Annotated in this window: 13 protein-coding genes; 3 read left to right on the top strand and 10 right to left on the bottom strand. The window is 69.0% G+C overall.

Features of this window, described 5'->3' with window-relative positions:
• The first annotated feature begins 43 nt into the window (after positions 1 to 43).
• Positions 44 to 424: a DUF2917 domain-containing protein gene (locus tag AB4Y35_RS17340; protein ID WP_324154733.1), complete on the top strand. Its 381-nt coding sequence runs from the start codon at positions 44 to 46 to the stop codon at positions 422 to 424.
• A gap of 14 nt (positions 425 to 438) precedes the next feature.
• Here AB4Y35_RS17340 and AB4Y35_RS17335 read toward each other — a convergent pair whose 3' ends face one another.
• On the bottom strand, positions 439 to 1689 hold the full coding sequence (locus AB4Y35_RS17335) for a citrate synthase family protein (RefSeq protein ID WP_368705206.1): 1251 nt from the start codon (positions 1687 to 1689) through the stop codon (positions 439 to 441).
• Between the two features lie 144 nt (positions 1690 to 1833).
• Here AB4Y35_RS17335 and AB4Y35_RS17330 point away from each other — a divergent pair, with 144 nt between their 5' ends.
• On the top strand, positions 1834 to 3261 hold the full coding sequence (locus AB4Y35_RS17330; RefSeq protein ID WP_368705205.1) for a CoA transferase: 1428 nt from the start codon (positions 1834 to 1836) through the stop codon (positions 3259 to 3261).
• A gap of 21 nt (positions 3262 to 3282) precedes the next feature.
• Here AB4Y35_RS17330 and AB4Y35_RS17325 read toward each other — a convergent pair whose 3' ends face one another.
• A complete protein-coding gene (locus AB4Y35_RS17325) occupies positions 3283 to 4029 on the bottom strand; it encodes a GntR family transcriptional regulator (protein ID WP_342921120.1) in 747 nt (248 codons plus the stop codon).
• 158 nt (positions 4030 to 4187) lie between these two features.
• Between AB4Y35_RS17325 and AB4Y35_RS17320 the strand changes: the two genes are divergently transcribed.
• Positions 4188 to 5033: an aldo/keto reductase gene (locus AB4Y35_RS17320; RefSeq protein WP_368705204.1), complete on the top strand. Its 846-nt coding sequence runs from the start codon at positions 4188 to 4190 to the stop codon at positions 5031 to 5033.
• Between the two features lie 237 nt (positions 5034 to 5270).
• On the opposite strand, the gene AB4Y35_RS17315 is transcribed toward AB4Y35_RS17320, so the two are convergent.
• From AB4Y35_RS17315 to fusA, 8 genes are all read right to left on the bottom strand, one after another.
• Positions 5271 to 6188 carry a hypothetical protein gene (locus tag AB4Y35_RS17315; protein ID WP_368705203.1) on the bottom strand — a complete coding sequence of 306 codons (918 nt, stop codon included), beginning with the start codon at positions 6186 to 6188 and terminating at the stop codon, positions 5271 to 5273.
• Positions 6189 to 6728: 540 nt separating this feature from the next.
• Positions 6729 to 8825 (bottom strand): dipeptide ABC transporter ATP-binding protein, encoded by a 2097-nt coding sequence (locus AB4Y35_RS17310; protein ID WP_368705202.1) that lies wholly within the window; start codon positions 8823 to 8825, stop codon positions 6729 to 6731.
• The gene (locus tag AB4Y35_RS17305) at positions 8822 to 9706 is read right to left on the bottom strand and encodes an ABC transporter permease (protein ID WP_368705201.1); all 885 of its coding nucleotides are present in this window, start codon (positions 9704 to 9706) and stop codon (positions 8822 to 8824) included. Before AB4Y35_RS17305 ends, AB4Y35_RS17310 begins: the two co-directional genes overlap by 4 nt.
• A 5-nt stretch (positions 9707 to 9711) precedes the next feature.
• Positions 9712 to 10734 (bottom strand): ABC transporter permease, encoded by a 1023-nt coding sequence (locus tag AB4Y35_RS17300; protein WP_368705200.1) that lies wholly within the window; start codon positions 10732 to 10734, stop codon positions 9712 to 9714.
• Between the two features lie 32 nt (positions 10735 to 10766).
• Complete coding sequence (locus AB4Y35_RS17295; protein ID WP_368705199.1) at positions 10767 to 12455, bottom strand: ABC transporter substrate-binding protein; 1689 nt, start codon at positions 12453 to 12455, stop codon at positions 10767 to 10769.
• Between the two features lie 260 nt (positions 12456 to 12715).
• A complete protein-coding gene (locus AB4Y35_RS17290) occupies positions 12716 to 13732 on the bottom strand; it encodes a HoxN/HupN/NixA family nickel/cobalt transporter (protein ID WP_368705198.1) in 1017 nt (338 codons plus the stop codon).
• 50 nt (positions 13733 to 13782) lie between these two features.
• Positions 13783 to 14289, bottom strand: coding sequence for a cupin domain-containing protein (locus AB4Y35_RS17285; RefSeq protein ID WP_368705197.1), 507 nt, complete (start codon positions 14287 to 14289; stop codon positions 13783 to 13785).
• Between the two features lie 141 nt (positions 14290 to 14430).
• Positions 14431 to 16539: an elongation factor G gene (fusA, locus tag AB4Y35_RS17280; protein WP_342921112.1), complete on the bottom strand. Its 2109-nt coding sequence runs from the start codon at positions 16537 to 16539 to the stop codon at positions 14431 to 14433.
• Between the last annotated feature and the right edge of the window lie 27 nt (positions 16540 to 16566).

The raw sequence follows: 16566 nt of genomic DNA, 5'->3' as shown, positions 1-16566 counted from the left end.
CCGTCCGAAGGTGCTCGGCGGCCAGTCTGCAAGGAGCACGGCAATGCGCGAAATCCGAATCTTCGAACTGGAACATGGCGAGCCCGTCGAAACCTGGCGGCTCGCGCAGGCAATGCAATTGCATGTGAGCGAAGGCGAACTCTGGCTCACGATCGCGGGCGACGCCGGCGACTACTGGCTGCGCGCCGGCGAGTCGATCGGGCTCGCCGCGGGCGTGCGCGTGCACGTGAGCGCGGGCCATGAAGGGGCGCGTTTCGTGCTGGCGCTGGGCGGCGCAAGTGCCGCTGCGCCAGCGTGGACGGTGGCGCCGGTCGACGTGGAGCGCGTGCGCGCGGCGGGTGCGAGCGGTGTCGCGGCGCGCATCGGCGAGGCGTTGCGCGGCTGGGTGCAGCGCGGCCAGTGGGGTGTGCGGGCGGCGGGTTGAGCTAGCGGCGCGTGTTACGCGATGTGCGGCACGGCATGCCTCGTTTCGCCCGCCATTTCCCCTACGTATCTTGCGCGCGGACGGATCAGCCGGCCATCGGCGGTCTGTTCGAGCGCATGCGCGATCCAGCCCGTCACGCGGCCCGCGGCGAACAGCGTAAATGCCGCGCCGCGCGGCAGCCCCAGCACCCGCTCGATGGCCGCGAGCGCGTAGTCGAGCGTCGGGCGCGCGCCGCTCGTCTCGGCCACGGCCTGGGCGAGCGCGTCGACTTCGTCCATCGGCGAGCGCGCCGGCGCGCGCTGTGCGAGCAGGTCCAGCAACAGGCGCGCGCGCGGGTCGCCAGCGGGATAGAGCGGGTGGCCGAAGCCGGACAGCGGCACGGCCGCGCCGAGTTCGTCTGGCGCGAGACGGTCGGCGAGATAGCGATGCAGATCGTCGGCGCGCGCGGCTTCGTCGAAGAGCGCGGCGACGCGCGTGGTCTCGCCGCCGTGGCGCGGCCCGGCCAGGGCGGCCAGGCCGCCCGTCGCCGCGCCGAACAGATGCGTACCCGTGGAGGTGATGCAGCGTACCGTGAACGTCGAGGCGTTCAGCTCGTGGTCGGCGCACAGCACGAGCGCGGCGCGCAGCAGGTCGGTTTGCGCGCGCGAGCGCACGCCCCACGCCTCGCCTAGCTGGCGGTGCAGCGGCTCGTTAGACGGCGCGGCGGAAACGAGCGCCGCCGCGAGCAGGCGCATGAGCATCGCACCGGTGTCGATTTGCGCGTCGCGGCCCTGCGCCCAGATGCGCGGCATTTGCGCGGCGGCGGCCGGCAACAGCACGAGCGCGCGTTCGAGCGGCGTGTGCCCACTCCAGATCTTCAGCCATGCCGACCATTGCGCGGCCGCGATGGGCGCCTCGGGCGCCTGCAGCACGCGGCGCGGCGCGCATTGCCACAGCAGCGCCGCGACCTCCTCGAGCGAGGCCTGACGCGCGAGCGCGAGGGCGTCCTCGCCGCGATAAAAGAGCTTGCCGTCGGCGATCAGCGTGATCGACGATTCGAGCACGGGCACGCCCCAGTCGAGCACCTTCTGTGCGACCTTGCCCGCGCGCTTGCCGTCGGCCTTGCGGCGCGCGAGGCGGCGCACCTCGGCGGCGTCGTAGCGGTTGTGGCGGCCATGGGGCGAGGGCGCCGAGGCGATGAGTCCGCGGCTCACATAGGCGTAGAGCGTGGCCCGGCTGATGCCGAGTTCGGCGGCGGCTTGCTCCGCGGTCATATAGCTGGACATGGTGGCTCGCCTCCCGGAACCGGAGAAATCAATCTATGTTGATCATGATAATCAAGATTGATCCGGGATTCGAGCGGCGCGACGATGCGTGACATCACTGCGGCTCGCTTTCTCCCCGCTTCCCTCGCAAAAGGACTGCACGCCATGACGCCACGCGACGCGCTCGAACACCTCTGGATGCTGGCGGGCTGCGACCCTTCCGCGCTCGACTGGCTCGACGTCGAAGGCGTCGATCCGGGCCTGCCCTCGATCTTTCGCGTGGGCACGCTCGCGGCGGCGAGCATCGGCGCGGCGGGGCTCGCCGCCGCGCAACTGCACGCGCTGCGCACGGGCCGGATGCAGCACGTGGCGATCGACGTGCGCCGCTCGCTCGCCGCGTTTCGCAGCGAGCGCCATTTGAGCGTGGACGGCCAGCCGCCCACGGAGCTGCGTCATCCGGTGACGGGTCACTTCCCGACCGGCGACGGCCGCTGGGTCCAGCTGCACGCGAACTTTCCGCATCACCTCGCGGGCATCCTGCGCGTGCTCCAATGCGCGGACGAGCGCGACGCCGTGGCGCGCGCGATCCTTGGCTGGGAAGGCGCGGCGCTCGACGACGCGCTCGCGCAAGCGGGCCTGTGCGCCGCGCTCGTGCGCGCGCCGCGCGAATGGGCCGCGCACGAGCAGGCGAAGGCGGTGGCGAGCCTGCCGCTGTTCGAGATCGAGCGCATTGGCGACGCGCCCGCCGAGGCGCCGCGGGCGGGCGCCGGCGCGCGTCCTCTGGAAGGCGTGCGCGTGCTCGACCTCACGCGCATCATCGCGGGGCCGGTGGCGGGGCGCACGCTCGGTCAACACGGCGCGGACGTGCTGCTCATCAACGGCCCGCATCTGCCGAACATCGCGCCGCTCGTGATCGACAACGGCCGCAGCAAGCGCTCCGCCACGCTCGACCTGCGCGACGCAGCCGCGTGCGAGCAGCTACGCGCACTCGCACGCGATGCCGACGTGTTCGTGCAAGGCTACCGGCCAGGTGCGCTCGCCGCGCGCGGCTTCGCGCCCGAGGCGCTCGCGCAGGTGCGGCCCGGCATCGTGTGCGTGTCGATCAGTGCGTATGGGCATCGTGGGCCGTGGCGCGAGCGGCGCGGCTTCGACAGCCTCGTGCAGTCGGCGAGCGGCATCGTGTGGGCCGAGAGCGTCGCCGCAGCAAGACACGGCAGCGCCGCAGCAGGCGCGCCGCCGTTCACTACGGCTCGCCCGCTGCCGTGCCAGGCGCTCGATCACGCCACGGGCTATCTGGCCGCGTTCGGCGCGATGGTCGCACTCGCGCGGCGCATGCGCGAAGGCGGCAGCTGGCACGTGCGCCTGTCGCTCGCGCAAACGGGCCGCTGGCTGCAGACGATGGGCACGCTCGAAGACGGCCAGCAGGCGCCCGAGGTGGGCGCCGCCGATCTCGCCGATTGTCTGGAGGAAATGGCTTCGCCGTTCGGGCGCGTGCGCGCGGTGGCGCCCGCCGAGCGACTCGAACTCACGCCGGCGTTTCATGCGCGCCCGCCGGTGCCGATCGGCAGCGATGCGCCGGCATGGAACGCCTAGACGCCGGCGCGTTTTCGCGCGCTACTTGCGCAGTTCCGCGACGAAATCGTAATAATCGTTGCGGCAGTAGGTATCGGTGAGTTCGATGGCGCGCTGATCGGCGGTATAGCCCACACGCGTGATGAGCAGCAGCGCCTCGTTGGGCGCGATGCTCATCTGCCGCGCGATTTCCTCGCTCGCGTTCACCGCACGAAAGTGTTGCAGTGCGCGCACGATCGAAAGCCCGCGCTGTTCGAGAAAGCTGTAGAGCGAGTCGCCGATCGCGTTCGGGTCGGGAATCAGCGCGGCGGGGAAGGTGGAGTTCTCGACGGCCATGACGATGCCGTCGGCCAGACGCAGGCGCTTCAGGCGCGTGACGGCCGCCGCCGGCGAGAGCCCGAGCTGGATCACCTCGTCGCGGCTCGCGGGCTGGATTTCGCGCGAGAGCCAGCGCGAGCTCGGCGTGAAGCCGCGCTGGCGCAGCATCTCGCTGAAGCTCGTGAGGCGCGAGAGCGGGTCTTCGATGCGCGGCGTGATGAAACTGCCCGCGCCTTGCGTGCGGCGAATCAGGCCCTGCTCGACGAGCAGTGCGATCGCCTTGCGCGCGGTGATGCGCGAAACGCCGAGCGACTCCGCGAGGACGCGCTCGGAGGGCAGGGCTTCGCCCGCGTTCCAGCGATTGTCGTGAATCGCAAGGCTCAGCTTGCGCGCGAGCTGCAGATAGAGCGGCGTGTCGTTGTCCGGGTCCGGGCGCAGGTCGCGCCAGCGGTCTTCCGTGGGTGCGTTCATGGGAGGCAGGCATGAAAGGCGAACGGCAATTTTATGTCATCGATGCGCAATCGCGGAAATGAACGGCTTGCGAGAGTGCGTATGACCGCATTGCGCGCCAGGCGATACACTGGCCGTTCTTTGCCAGTGGGCGCGGTTGCAGCGCGCAAAGGGAGATCATGACGACCGATATCGCAAGCGTCGCATTGCCGGACGGCGAACGCATTCCGAAGCTCGGGCAGGGCACGTGGGAAATGGGCGAGCGCAGTGCACACCGCGCGGCGGAAATCGCCGCGCTGCGCGAAGGCGTGGCGCTCGGCATGACGCTCATCGACACCGCCGAGATGTACGGCGACGGCGCGACCGAGCGGCTGGTCGGCGAGGCCTTGCAGGGCCTGCGCGACGAGGTGTTTCTCGTGAGCAAGGTGTATCCGCACAACGCGAGCCGCAGCGGCGTCGCGCGTGCGTGCGAGGCGAGCCTGAAACGCCTCGGCACCGACCGGCTCGATCTCTATCTGCTGCACTGGCGCGGCGGGGTGCCGCTCGAAGAGACGGTCGAAGGGTTCGAAGCGCTCGTGCGCGCGGGCAAGATCCGTCACTGGGGCGTGAGCAATTTCGACACCGACGACATGGAGGAGCTGTTCGCTACGCCTGGCGGCGACGGGTGCGCGACCAACCAGATTCTCTACAACATCGCGCGGCGCGGCGCGGAATTCGACCTGCTGCCGTGGAGCGCCGCGCATCGCATGCCGGTGATGGCGTATAGCCCGGTCGATCACGCGCGCTTGCCGAGGCGCTCGCCGCTCGACGACATCGCTCACGCCCACGGGGTGTCGGTCTATCGCGTGGCGATGGCGTGGGTGCTGGGCCAAAGCGGAGTCTGTGCGATTCCGAAGGCAGGGCGCGTCGAGCACGTGCGCGACAACCGCGCGGCGCTCGATCTCGTGCTCGGTGCGCAAGAGCACGCGGCGCTCGACGCATATTTCAAGCCGCCGCGCAGCAAGCGTCCGCTGGAGATGCTGTAGGGCGCGAGTGGGATGCGCGCTTGCGCGCGCGGTCATGGTTTGTGCCGGCGTATGGCGAGCAGACAGCCGCTGTGGTCGCCCGGGAACGCCACGCGCATCGCGCATCCGGCGACCGGCCCACGGCGGCGGTGCCCGGCCGGGGGACCGGGACGCCGCCGCCGACGCCAGGACTGGCGCGCCTGGCCGTCGCGCCAGATCGGAGTGGCTGCAGCGCTCTGCCTGCACCGCCGTACAGGTTCAATGACCGCTGCCATGGCCGCCACCGTGTCCGCCGCCGTACCCGCCGCCGTACCCGCCGCCCGGGCCGCCCGACGGTCCACCTTTGCCGAATCCACCTCCGAAGCCACCGCCGAATCCGCCGAACCCCCCGCCAAAGCCGCCGCCGAATCCGCCTGCGGGGCCGCCCGAAGGGCCGCTTGCCGATCCGCCGTGGCTGCCGCAGCCACAGCCGCCTGAACTGCCGCCGTTGCTGCTTCCGCCGCCGCTGTTGCTACCGCCGCTGTTGCCACCGCCGTTGTTGCCGCCACCGCTGTTGCCGCCACCGCTGTTGCCACCGCCGCTATTGCCACCGCCGCTATTGCCGCCACCGCTGTTACTACCGCCGTTGTTACCACCGCCTCCTTTCCCACCACCGCCTTTGCCGCCGCCGGAGTTGCTGGAACCGCCTCCCGAACCGCTCGGTCCCGTCCCTCCCACGCTAGAGCTGCCGCTGCGGCCAAGCCCTCCCGTGCTGGCCGTCGCGGCGCCCGCACCGCCGCCGCCGCCGCTTCCGCTGCTGCCGCTCGACGCACCCGAGCCGCCATGGCCGCCGCCGCCGTTGCCCCGGAAACACGCGCTGCCCGTACGGCTAATGCAATCGTTCGGCGCGAACACCGTAGAAACGTCGCTCGCCAGCGTAGCCGAATCGGACTCCGAATCAGTCTTCGACGAGACGCTGGCGGCAGGCGAATCCGCAGCAACCGGCGCGCCGAAAGCCCCGAAGCCCTCGGCCCCGCTCGCTGGCAAAGGCGCATCGGCGAGCAGGATCACCGGATTGATGGCATCGCCTGCGGCGTGCGCGGAGATCACGGGGAATAAAATGCCCGCGCCCACCGCGCACATGCCTGCTCCCCGTCTTATCCAATCGCAGTACTGATGAATGTTGGTCTTTTTCATCTTGTTCTCCCCGCAAGGCGGCAGCGTGATGCGCTGTCGTCTCCCATGCCCCCGTGCCGGCCGCACGCCTTGTGCGCGTGCGCCGACTCCGTCAGGCTCGCAACCCGCTTCGCGCCGGCGTATTGGGTTCGATCCGGCTTCAGCGGTACTCGCCAAAAACGGCATCCGGTCAGGCCGCGCGCAGGATGACCGGTTTGCGCAGGACTCCTTGTGGATTGTCGGAACCCATGGCGTGGGACGGCAGATTACAAGCGCGTCGAGCGGCCGGTCATCCGTGTGCCCGGTGCGCCGCCCCGCGCGTGTCGGGGCGCATTGCACTGGATTGCGGCGGCCGGATGCCTGGTGCCGATATAGCCAGTTTTGTGCCATCGGCCGGTGAGGGGCGTGCGGGGTGGACTTGACAATTGATGTGTCGCCCGCGTGGCGGAAAAAACGCGGAAAACGTTACGGCGATGAAACGCGTGCGCTGGATGGCGCGATTCGCGTTGCGAAAGCGGACAGCGCAACGAAGCCGGATGCGATATGCGCGCTATCGCACCGTCAGGTCGCCGCTTGCGTGGCTGTGGTGGCGCTCTGTTGTGTGCGCAATTCGTCTACGGGAATATGGCAGAGAATGCGATGGCCGCCGCCCGCGTCGGCGAGCGGTGGGGGCGCTTCGTCGCAAATGGCGCCGAGCTTGCGCGGGCAGTGCGCGCTGAAAATGCAGCCGCGCGCCGCGGCCTGCGCGCCGTTGGCCGTTGCCGCACCGAGCGCGCGCGCGGCCAGCAGCGTTTCTGTATACGGATGCCAGGGGCCGTCGAACACCGCGCCGGCCGGACCGCTTTCCACGACACGGCCCGCGTAGAGCACGACGATGCGATCGGCGAGATAGCGCACGACATCGAGGTCGTGCGAAATGAACAGGTAGCTCACGCCGCGTTCGCGCTGCAGGCGTGCGAGCAGGTTGAGAATCGCGGCCTGCACGGAGACGTCGAGCGCCGAGGTGGGCTCGTCACAGATCACGATGCGCGGCTCGCCCGCGAACGCCTGGGCGATCGCCACGCGCTGCTTGAGGCCGCCCGAGAGTTGCCGCGCGCGCGCCACGAGATAGCGCGCCGGCACGCGTACGGCTTCGAGCAGTCCCGCGATGCGCGATTCGTCCGAGGCCTGGTGAGCGGCCGGCGTGGCGTCGCGCGCCCGGGACAGCGCGCGCTCGATCAGCCGTTTCACCGGCAGTGCGCGATTGAGCGAGGCGTCCGGATGCTGGAACACGACACGCAGCGCTGCGCGCTCGTCGGCGCGACGCCGCGCGACGTGGGCGTGCAGGCGTTTGCCGTCGAGCTCGACGGCGCCGCCCGCATCGGGCGCATGCAGGCCGAGCAGCATGCGCGCGAGTGTCGTCTTGCCGCTGCCCGATTCGCCCACGACGCCGAGCGTCTCGCCCGCATGCAGCTCGATCGATACGCCGTCGAGCGCGCGCACGGCTTGCGCGCCGTGTCCGAAGGTGCGCGAGACGTCGAGCGCGCGCAATACGACGCGCGGTTCGGCCTCGCCATTCGCCGGGCCATCGCTCGAGGTCTGCGATCCGTCGCCGCCTCCGATCAGGTTGCCGAACGGCAATTCCATCGCACGTTCGTGATAGTGGCAGCGCGACATCTGCTCGCCGTGCGGCGCGGTCATGCGATGCGGCGGCGGCGCTTCCACGCGGCAACGCGCGTCGGCGAGGCGGCAGCGCGGTGCGTAGATGCAGCCGGGCGCACTCACGCCAGGCGCCGGCAACTCGCCCGGTATCGTGTCGAGCGCGCCCGCATGCTTGTTGCGGCCCTGCGCCGGCAGGCAGCGCAGCAGGCCGACCGTGTACGGATGGCGCGCACGCTCGAACACGTCGCGCGTGGCGCCTTCCTCCACGAGCCGTCCCGCGTAGAGCACGCCCACGCGTTCGCACATGCGCCCGACCACCGCGAGGTCGTGGCTGATGAGCAGCACCGCCATGCCCAGCTCCGCACGCAGCTTCGCGATGAGGTCGAGCACCTCGGCCTCGACGGTGGCGTCGAGGCCGGTGGTCGGTTCGTCGAGGATCAGGAGCGCGGGGTTCGACGCGAGCGCCATCGCAATCACCACGCGCTGCTGCATGCCGCCCGAGAGCTGGTGCGGATAGCTCGCCAGCACGCGGCCCGGATCGGCAATGCGCACGCGCTCGAGCATCGCGTGCGAGCGCGAGCGGGCCACGCTCGCATCGGCGCCCGCGGCTTCGAACGCTTCGTTGAGCTGGCGCGCAATCGTGAGCGTGGGATTGAGCGCGCTGGCGGGGTCCTGATAGACCATCGACACGGCGTTGGCGCGCAGCGTGCGCAGGCCGTCGACGTCGAGCGCGAGCACGTCGTCGCCCGCGATCGCGATGCGCCCGGCCTTCACGCGGCCGTTGCGCGGCAGATAGCGCAGCGCGGCGAGCGCGACCGTCGACTTGCCGCAGCCCGATTCGCCTACCAGCCCATAAGCTTCGCCGCGCCGGATGCGCAGCGAGACGTCGGTGAGCACGTCGCGGTCGCGCCCGCGCACGCGGTAAGCGACGGTGAGGCCGACGAGCGCGAGCGCGTCGTCGTCGCGCGGCGCGCTGAAGGTGGCGAGAGCGGGGCGTGAAGAAGCGGGGCGGTTCACGATTGGAGCACCTCGCGCAGGCTGTCGGCGATCAGGTTCACGGCCACCACGAGCGAGGCGATGGCGAGCGCGTCGAATGCCACGGTCCACCATGCGCCGCCCGCGAGCAGCGTGTACGACTCGGCGAGCGCGAGCCCCCAGTCCGCGGACGGCGGCTGGATGCCGAAGCCGAGGAACGACAGCGTCGCGACCGCGAAGATCGCATAGCCGAGGCGCACCGTCGCCTCGACGACGATGGGCGGCCAGACGTTCGGCAGGATCTCCGTGAACATCACGGCGAGCGCGTTCGCGCCGCGCAAGCGAGCCGCCGCCACGTAGTCGAGATGACGCTCGGCGAGCACCGCCGCGCGCACCGTGCGCGCGATGAGCGGCGCAAACGTAATGCCGATCACGAGCACCACGGCGAGATTCGAGGCGCCCACGGCCGCGAGCACGAGCAGCGCGACGATCACGAGCGGCAGCGCGAGCACGGCGTCGAGCGTGCGCGCGACGAGGGTGCCGAACGCGCCTTCGAAGTAGCCGATGACGAGCCCGAGCGCCGCGCCCGCGAGCGTGCCGACGAGCGTGGCGAGCGGCGCGATCGTGAGGATGTCGCGCGCGCCCACGATCACGCGCGAGCAGATGTCGCGGCCGAGCTGATCGGTGCCGCACCAGTGCGTATGGTCGGGCGGCAGGAGCGAGCTGAGCGGATCGGACGCGTAGGCGTCGTGCGGTGCGAACCACTGGCCCGCGAGCCCGCAGACGATCCACCACACGAGGATCAGCGCGCCCGCGACGAACGAGGGCGAGCGCAGCAGCAGATGCAGCGTGTCGCGCCAACGCGTGTCGGCGAGCGCTTCTTCGCCCGGTTCGCCGCCCGGAGAAATTGTTTCGGAAGCCATATCGTTCATGCGCCTCCCGGCGCGCGCAGGCGCGGGTCGAGCAACGCGTGCAGGGCGTCGGCGGCGAGATTGGCGAGCGTATAGACGGCGCCCACCGCAAGCACGCCCGCTTCGAGCAACGGGAAGTCCTTGGCCTTCGCGGCGTTGAAGATGAGGGAGCCCACGCCCGGATAACGGAACAGCGATTCGACCACGACGAGCCCGCCGATCAGATAGCCGAGCTGGGTGGCTGCCACCGTCACGCTGGGCAGCAGCGCGTTGCGCAGCACGTGCCGCACGATCACGACGTGGCTCGGCAGCCCCTTGAGAATCGCGGTGCGCGTGTAGTCGGCGTCGAGCGCCGTGATGGTGCCCGCGCGCGCAATCCGCGCGAGATAGCCGAAGAACACGAGCACGAGCGGCAGCACGGGCAGCACGAGGTGCCGCAATTGTTCGAACACGCCCGCGCCGCTGGGCGCGGTGGCCTCGATGGGCAGCCAGCGCAGCCACACGCCGAAGATGAGGATCAGCACGATCGACGAGACGAATTCCGGCACGGCACTCGCGCACAGGCCGCCCGTGCTGATCGCGCGGTCGATCAGGCGGCCTTCGTGGAGCGCCGCCCAGACGCCGCCCGCAATGCCGAGCGGCACCACCACCACGAACGCGAGCAGGCCGAGCCTGGCCGACTGCAGGAGCGCGTCGCCCACGAATGGCGCGACGGGCTGCTTGTAGCTCCACGACATGCCGAAGTCGCCGCGCAGCGCATGCGTGATCCACGAAATGTACTGGTCGAGCACCGGCCGGTCGGCGCCCAGTTCGTGATTGAGCGCGGCCACGGCGCGCGCGTCGGCGAGCGGGCCCAGCACGGCGCGGCCGATGTCGCCGGGCAGCAGCTGGCCGCCCGCGAACACGAGCACCGAGAGCAGCCAGAGCGTGAAGATCGCCCAGGCGGCGCGCCGGCCGAGAAAGCGCGCGACGCCCGCGCGCGGGGCGAAGGCGCGCGCGGTGCCGGCCGGATTCGACATGGGCGGGAGCGGAGTAGCCATCGGACCTCCGTTTCGGGTGCGCTAGAGCCGGTTCAGGCGGCGAGCGTCGCGCGGTCGAAATAGAGCTGGGCGAGCGCCGTGAAGCGCACGCCCGAAAGCACGGCGCGCTGTGCGATCAACTGGTCGTAGAAGTACGGGATGATCACGGGCGTCTCGTCGAGCAGCAGCGTCTGGATCTGCCTCGCCACCTGCTTCTGGGCCGCCACGTCGAGCGTCGCCGCGAACTGCGCAACCAGCTTGTCGTACTGCGCGTTGCGAAAGTGCGCAGCATTCCACGTGCCGCCCGAGGTGAGCGGCGCGTTGAGAAACACGTTCGGCACGCCGCGGTGCCCATAGTCGGTCATGCCGAGCGGCGAATCGAGCCAGTCCGATTTGCCGAACGTGCCCGCGCCGTAATACTGCGACTGGCTCTCCACCTTGAGCGCGATGCGAATGCCGACCGCCTTCGCCGCGTTCTGCACGACCACGGCGAGGTCCGGTATCTCCATGTACTTCTCGGTGGTGAGCGTCACGTCGAAGCCGTTGGCCACGCCCGCTTGCGCCAGCAACTGGCGTGCCTTCGCGACATCGATCTTGCGCTGGGGCACGTCGGTCGCCGTGGACGGGAAGATGGGCGCGAACGGGCTGTCGTTGCCCACCACGGCGCGGCCCTTGAACAGCCCGCGCACGAGCACGTCGCGATCGAGCGCCAGCGCGAGCGCCTGGCGCACGCGCTTGTCCTTGAACGTGGGCGAGTCGTTGCGCATGTGGATCTGGCGGTGGGCGCTCGAGCGCACGCCGATCACCTTGAAGTCGGGATTGTTCAGGATGCCGATGCCGCCCTGCACGGTGAAGGTGCCCATCACGTCGGCCTGGTGGCCCTGCAGCGCGAGCAACTGTGCCTGCTCGTCGGCGTAGAAGGCGAACTCCACGCGCGCGGGCAGCGCCTTGTCGCCCCAATAGCCGGGATTGCGCACGAAGCTCACGCCACGCCGCGCCTCGAATTTGTCGAGCTTGAACGGCCCGGTGCCGATAAAGCTCTTTTCGTAATTGCCCGCATAGTTGGCGGGCAGCATCACGGCGTTGTAGTTGTCCGAAGAAACGTAGTAGGCGAAGTTGCCGTTGGGCGCGTCGAGGTGGAACTCGACGGTGTGATCGTCGACGGCCTTCGTGCCGCCTTTCGAGAGCACGCCCTTGAGCACCGAGAGCGCCGCCGAGCCGGTTGCCGGGTCGGCGAGGCGATCGAAGGTCGCCACCACGTCCTTCGCACCGAACGGTTGGCCGTCGTGGAATTTCACGTTGGGGCGCAGCTTGAACGTCCAGACGTCTGCTTTGGCGTTGGCTTGCCACGAGAGCGCGAGGGCGGGTTGCAGATGGCCTTGCGCGTCGTCGTTGGCGAGGAATTCGCCGGTCTGGTTCAGGAGACACAGCGCGCCCGCATCGGTCACGGTGAGCGGATCGACGGCGCCCGCGGGCATCAGGTGCGCCACGCGGATCGTCTGCTCGCCGGGCTTCGCCGCGCCCTGGGCGTGCGCCCCGCGCGGCACGGCGAGTCCCGCAAGCGCAGGCAGTGCCGTGAGGCCTACCGCGCTGGCGTAGCGCAGCAGCTCGCGGCGCGTGAGGCGGCCGGCAGCGAATTCGTCGAGGGCGTGGTTGCCGTGATCGCCGGCCTGGGGGCGCAGCGCTTCGAGGCGGGACGGGTTGGACACGTCATGCGGACGGCGGGACTGCGGTCGTTTCATCGGTGCGGGTTTCCGTGCGATTCCGTTCAGGGGACGCGCGAGGCCCGGGGGCGTGCGCGACGGCGGCATGCGGTACGGCAGACGACGAATGGGTGCAGCAAGGTGAAACGATTGACGGGGCTATCGAGCACGGCAGGCGCGCAATAGCTGGGCCTAGTTTACGCGCTTTCGGCAACCGAGGCGAAGGGTAGGGGTTTCGCGGGGTTGCGCGCGCATGGCGCGCCGTGCAGACGTGCAGTCGCGAGAGGGGCGTGAGCGCTTTAGCGGGCCGCGGCGGGCCGGCGCCAGCGATGGAACAGCACCGAGCCGATCCAGCAGGCGATGAATACCGCGACGATGCCGTAGCCCAGCTCGCCGAAGCGCTCGTTGAGACCTGCGATCAGCGTCCACGCGCCGCCGCTCGCGCCGAGCTTGTCGGCGATGAGCCCGAGCGCTTCCACGCCGCCGATCGCGATCGCCACCAGCGCCGAGACGAACGTGATGCTCGCGTTGTAGTAGAGCTTGCGTCTCGGATCGTCCATCGCCCAGCCGTAGGCATGGACCATCAATACGTTGTCGGTGGAATCGACGAGCGTCATGCCCGCCGTGAAGAGCGCGGGGAACACGAGAATCGAATAGATCGGCAAACCCTTGCCCGCTTCGGCGGCGGCGATGGCGAGCAGGCCGATTTCAGTGGCCGTGTCGAAGCCGAGGCCGAACAGCACGCCCACGGGGTACAGGTGCCAGCTCTTCGTGACGAGCGCAAAGAGCGGCCGCAGCGCGCGCGAGAACAGGCCGGCGGGCGCGGGCGCGTCGGCGGCGAGTGCTGCGTCGTCGCCTTGCTGTGCGCTGCGGTAACGCCTCCACACGTCGCGCAGGATCACGAGGTTCACGCCCGCGAGTACGAGCAGGAACGTCGACGAAACGAGTGTGCCGATGGTCGAGCCGATCTCGTGGAACAGCTCGAAGCGGCCATGCAGCGAGAGCGCCGTGAGCGCGATGCCGAGCGTGGCGGCGATCACGACCGTTGAATGGCCGAGCGAGAACGCGAGTCCCACGCCGAGCGGGCGCTGCCCCTGCTGCATGAGCTTGCGCGTGACGGCGTCGATGGCGGCGATATGGTCTGCGTCCACCGCGTGGCGCAGGCCGAAGCCGTAGGCCAGCAACGCCGTGCCGAGCAGCAGCGGATAGTGCCGAAACGCGATCAGCGCCCACGCCCACGCGCCGAGATTGGCGGCGACGAGCGCGGCGTAGAGCGGAATCAGGCGGGCGCGGAGCGAGGCGGCGGGCGTCGTCATAACGTCATGGCGTCATTGCGTCGTGGAAGGCGGGATGGGCTGCCGGGCGCTCAATCGTCGTGCGGATGACGGTGGATGGGATCGACCCAGTACACGGTTTCCGGGGCTTCGACGGCGTCGATGTTCAGGTTCACGACGACGGCCTCGTTGTCGCTGCGCACGAGCACGCATTCGAGCGGATCGTCGGTGCTGGCGTTGATTTCCTGGTGCGGCACGTAGGGCGGCACGAAGATGAAGTCGCCCGGGCCCGCCTCGGCCGTGAACTCCAGATGCTCGCCCCAGCGCATGCGCGCGTGACCACGCACGACGTAGATCACGCTTTCCAGTGCGCCGTGATGATGCGCGCCGGTCTTCGCGTTCGGATGAATCGTCACCGTGCCCGCCCAGATCTTCTGCGCGCCCACGCGCGCCGCGTTGATCGCGGCCGCGCGGTTCATGCCGGGCGTTTGCGCCGTGTTCGTGTCGAGCTGGTCGCCGCGTATCACCTTGACGCCGTTTTCGCGCCAGTCGATCGGTGCGTCGTCGTGAGGGTGTTCATGGTCGTGTTCGTGGCTCATCGTCGTGTCTCCTTGACTGTGGGCGTCGCAGCGTCATCGCCGCATTGTGGCATGGTCAAAATTGCGCCGCGCGCATGCGAAAAAGCCCGTCCGCAGGGGACGGGCTTTCGTGTGCACAGCAACGCCTGCACGTCGCCTGGCTTACGCCTTCTTCGCGTTGATGACCGCTTCGGCCACGTTTTGCGGCGTTTCCGCGTAGTGCTTGAACTCCATCGTGTAGGTGGCGCGGCCTTGCGTGAGCGAGCGCAGCGAGGTGGAGTAGCCGAACATCTCCGAGAGCGGCACTTCGGCGCGCACGATCTTGCCGCCGCCGCCCGCGATGTCCTCCATGCCCTGCACGATGCCGCGACGGCTCGACAGATCGCCCATCACGTTGCCCATGAAGTCCTCGGGCGTCTCCACTTCCACGGCCATCATCGGTTCGAGCAGGATCGGTTTGGCCTTGCGCATCGCTTCCTTGAAGGCCATCGAACCGGCCATGCGGAAGGCGTTTTCGTTCGAGTCCACGTCGTGGTAGGAGCCGAACGTGAGCGTGACCTTCGTGTCGACCACCGGGTAGCCCGCGAGCACGCCTGCCTTGAGCGTTTCCTGGATGCCCTTGTCGACCGCCGGAATGAACTCGCGCGGAATCACGCCGCCCTTGATGGCGTCGACGAACTCGTAGCCCTTGCCCGGCGTCTGCGGTTCGAGCGTGATGACCGCGTGGCCGTACTGGCCGCGCCCGCCCGACTGCTTGACGAACTTGCCTTCCACATCCTCGACCTTGTTCTTCACGGTCTCGCGATACGCGACCTGCGGCTTGCCGACGGTCGCCTCCACGCCGAACTCGCGTTTCATGCGGTCGACGAGAATTTCGAGGTGCAGCTCGCCCATGCCCGAGATGATGGTCTGGCCGGACTCTTCATCGGTCTGCACGCGGAACGACGGGTCTTCCTGCGCGAGGCGATTGAGCGCGATGCCCATCTTCTCCTGGTCGGCCTTGGTCTTCGGCTCGACGGCCTGCGAGATCACGGGCTCGGGGAAGATCATCCTTTCGAGCACGATGGCATGCGCCGGATCGCAGAGCGTGTCGCCCGTCGTCGCTTCCTTCAGGCCCACCGCGGCCGCGATGTCGCCCGCGCGCACTTCCTTGATTTCCTTGCGCTCGTTCGCGTGCATCTGCAGGATGCGGCCCAGGCGCTCCTTCTTGTCCTTGGTCGCGTTGAGCACCGTGTCGCCCGAATTCACCACGCCCGAATAGACGCGGAAGAAGATCAGCTGGCCGACGAACGGGTCGGTCATGATCTTGAAGGCGAGTGCGGAGAACGGCTCGTCGTCGCTCGGGTGGCGCTCGATTTCCTTGTCGTGGAGGTCGTGGCCGAGAATCGCGGGCACGTCCACCGGCGAGGGCAGATAGTCGATCACGGCGTCGAGCATGGCCTGCACGCCCTTGTTCTTGAACGCGCTGCCACACAGCATCGGCACGATCTCGTTGGCGATCGTGCGCTTGCGCAGGCCGCCCTTGATTTCCTCTTCGGTCAGGCTTTCGTGATCGTGAAGATACTTTTCGAGCAGCGTTTCGTCGGCTTCGGCGGCGGCTTCGACCATCTTCTCGCGCCACTCGTGCGCAAGTTCGACGAGATTCGCGGGGATGTCCTCGTACTCGAACTTCACGCCCTGGCTCTCGTCGTCCCAGACGATCGCCTTCATCTTCACGAGATCGACCACGCCCTGGAAGTGATCTTCCGCGCCCACCGGAATCTGGATAGGCACGGCCACGCCCTTCAGACGCTCGCCGATCTGCCGCTGCACGCGGAAGAAGTCCGCGCCCACGCGGTCCATCTTGTTGACGAACGCGATGCGCGGCACCTTGTACTTGTTCGCCTGACGCCACACGGTTTCCGACTGCGGCTGCACGCCGCCCACGGAGTCGTACACCATGCACGCGCCGTCGAGCACGCGCATGGAGCGCTCGACTTCGATCGTGAAGTCCACGTGCCCCGGGGTGTCGATGATGTTGATGCGGTGTTCGGGGTAATTGCCGGCCATGCCCTTCCAGAACGCAGTGGTCGCGGCCGAGGTGATCGTGATGCCGCGTTCCTGTTCCTGCTCCATCCAGTCCATGGTCGCCGCGCCGTCGTGAACCTCGCCGAGCTTGTGATTCACGCCGGTGTAGAAAAGGATGCGCTCGGTCGTCGTGGTTTTGCCGGCGTCGATGTGAGCGCTGATCCCGATGTTGCGATAGCGCTCGATGGGGGTCTTGCGAGGCACGGTGATCTCCTTGGAATGACGCGCCAT

This window comes from Paraburkholderia sp. EG286A (assembly GCF_040965375.1).
In the GTDB taxonomy this organism is placed as follows: domain Bacteria; phylum Pseudomonadota; class Gammaproteobacteria; order Burkholderiales; family Burkholderiaceae; genus Paraburkholderia.
The sequence above is the reverse complement of the archived record's forward strand: the minus strand, read 5'-3'. Positions and strand labels throughout refer to the sequence as shown.

What these genes read in the sequence shown, in the direction of transcription:
- AB4Y35_RS17305 (WP_368705201.1), bottom strand. Translation starts at nt 9,706, where the DNA reads ATGGCTTCCGAAACAATTTCTCCGGGCGGCGAACCGGGCGAAGAAGCG.
- AB4Y35_RS17290 (WP_368705198.1), bottom strand. Translation starts at nt 13,732, where the DNA reads ATGACGACGCCCGCCGCCTCGCTCCGCGCCCGCCTGATTCCGCTCTAC.
- AB4Y35_RS17295 (WP_368705199.1), bottom strand. Translation starts at nt 12,455, where the DNA reads ATGAAACGACCGCAGTCCCGCCGTCCGCATGACGTGTCCAACCCGTCC.
- AB4Y35_RS17335 (WP_368705206.1), bottom strand. Translation starts at nt 1,689, where the DNA reads ATGTCCAGCTATATGACCGCGGAGCAAGCCGCCGCCGAACTCGGCATC.
- AB4Y35_RS17300 (WP_368705200.1), bottom strand. Translation starts at nt 10,734, where the DNA reads ATGGCTACTCCGCTCCCGCCCATGTCGAATCCGGCCGGCACCGCGCGC.
- AB4Y35_RS17285 (WP_368705197.1), bottom strand. Translation starts at nt 14,289, where the DNA reads ATGAGCCACGAACACGACCATGAACACCCTCACGACGACGCACCGATC.
- AB4Y35_RS17340 (WP_324154733.1), top strand. Translation starts at nt 44, where the DNA reads ATGCGCGAAATCCGAATCTTCGAACTGGAACATGGCGAGCCCGTCGAA.
- AB4Y35_RS17315 (WP_368705203.1), bottom strand. Translation starts at nt 6,188, where the DNA reads ATGAAAAAGACCAACATTCATCAGTACTGCGATTGGATAAGACGGGGA.
- AB4Y35_RS17320 (WP_368705204.1), top strand. Translation starts at nt 4,188, where the DNA reads ATGACGACCGATATCGCAAGCGTCGCATTGCCGGACGGCGAACGCATT.
- AB4Y35_RS17330 (WP_368705205.1), top strand. Translation starts at nt 1,834, where the DNA reads ATGACGCCACGCGACGCGCTCGAACACCTCTGGATGCTGGCGGGCTGC.
- AB4Y35_RS17325 (WP_342921120.1), bottom strand. Translation starts at nt 4,029, where the DNA reads ATGAACGCACCCACGGAAGACCGCTGGCGCGACCTGCGCCCGGACCCG.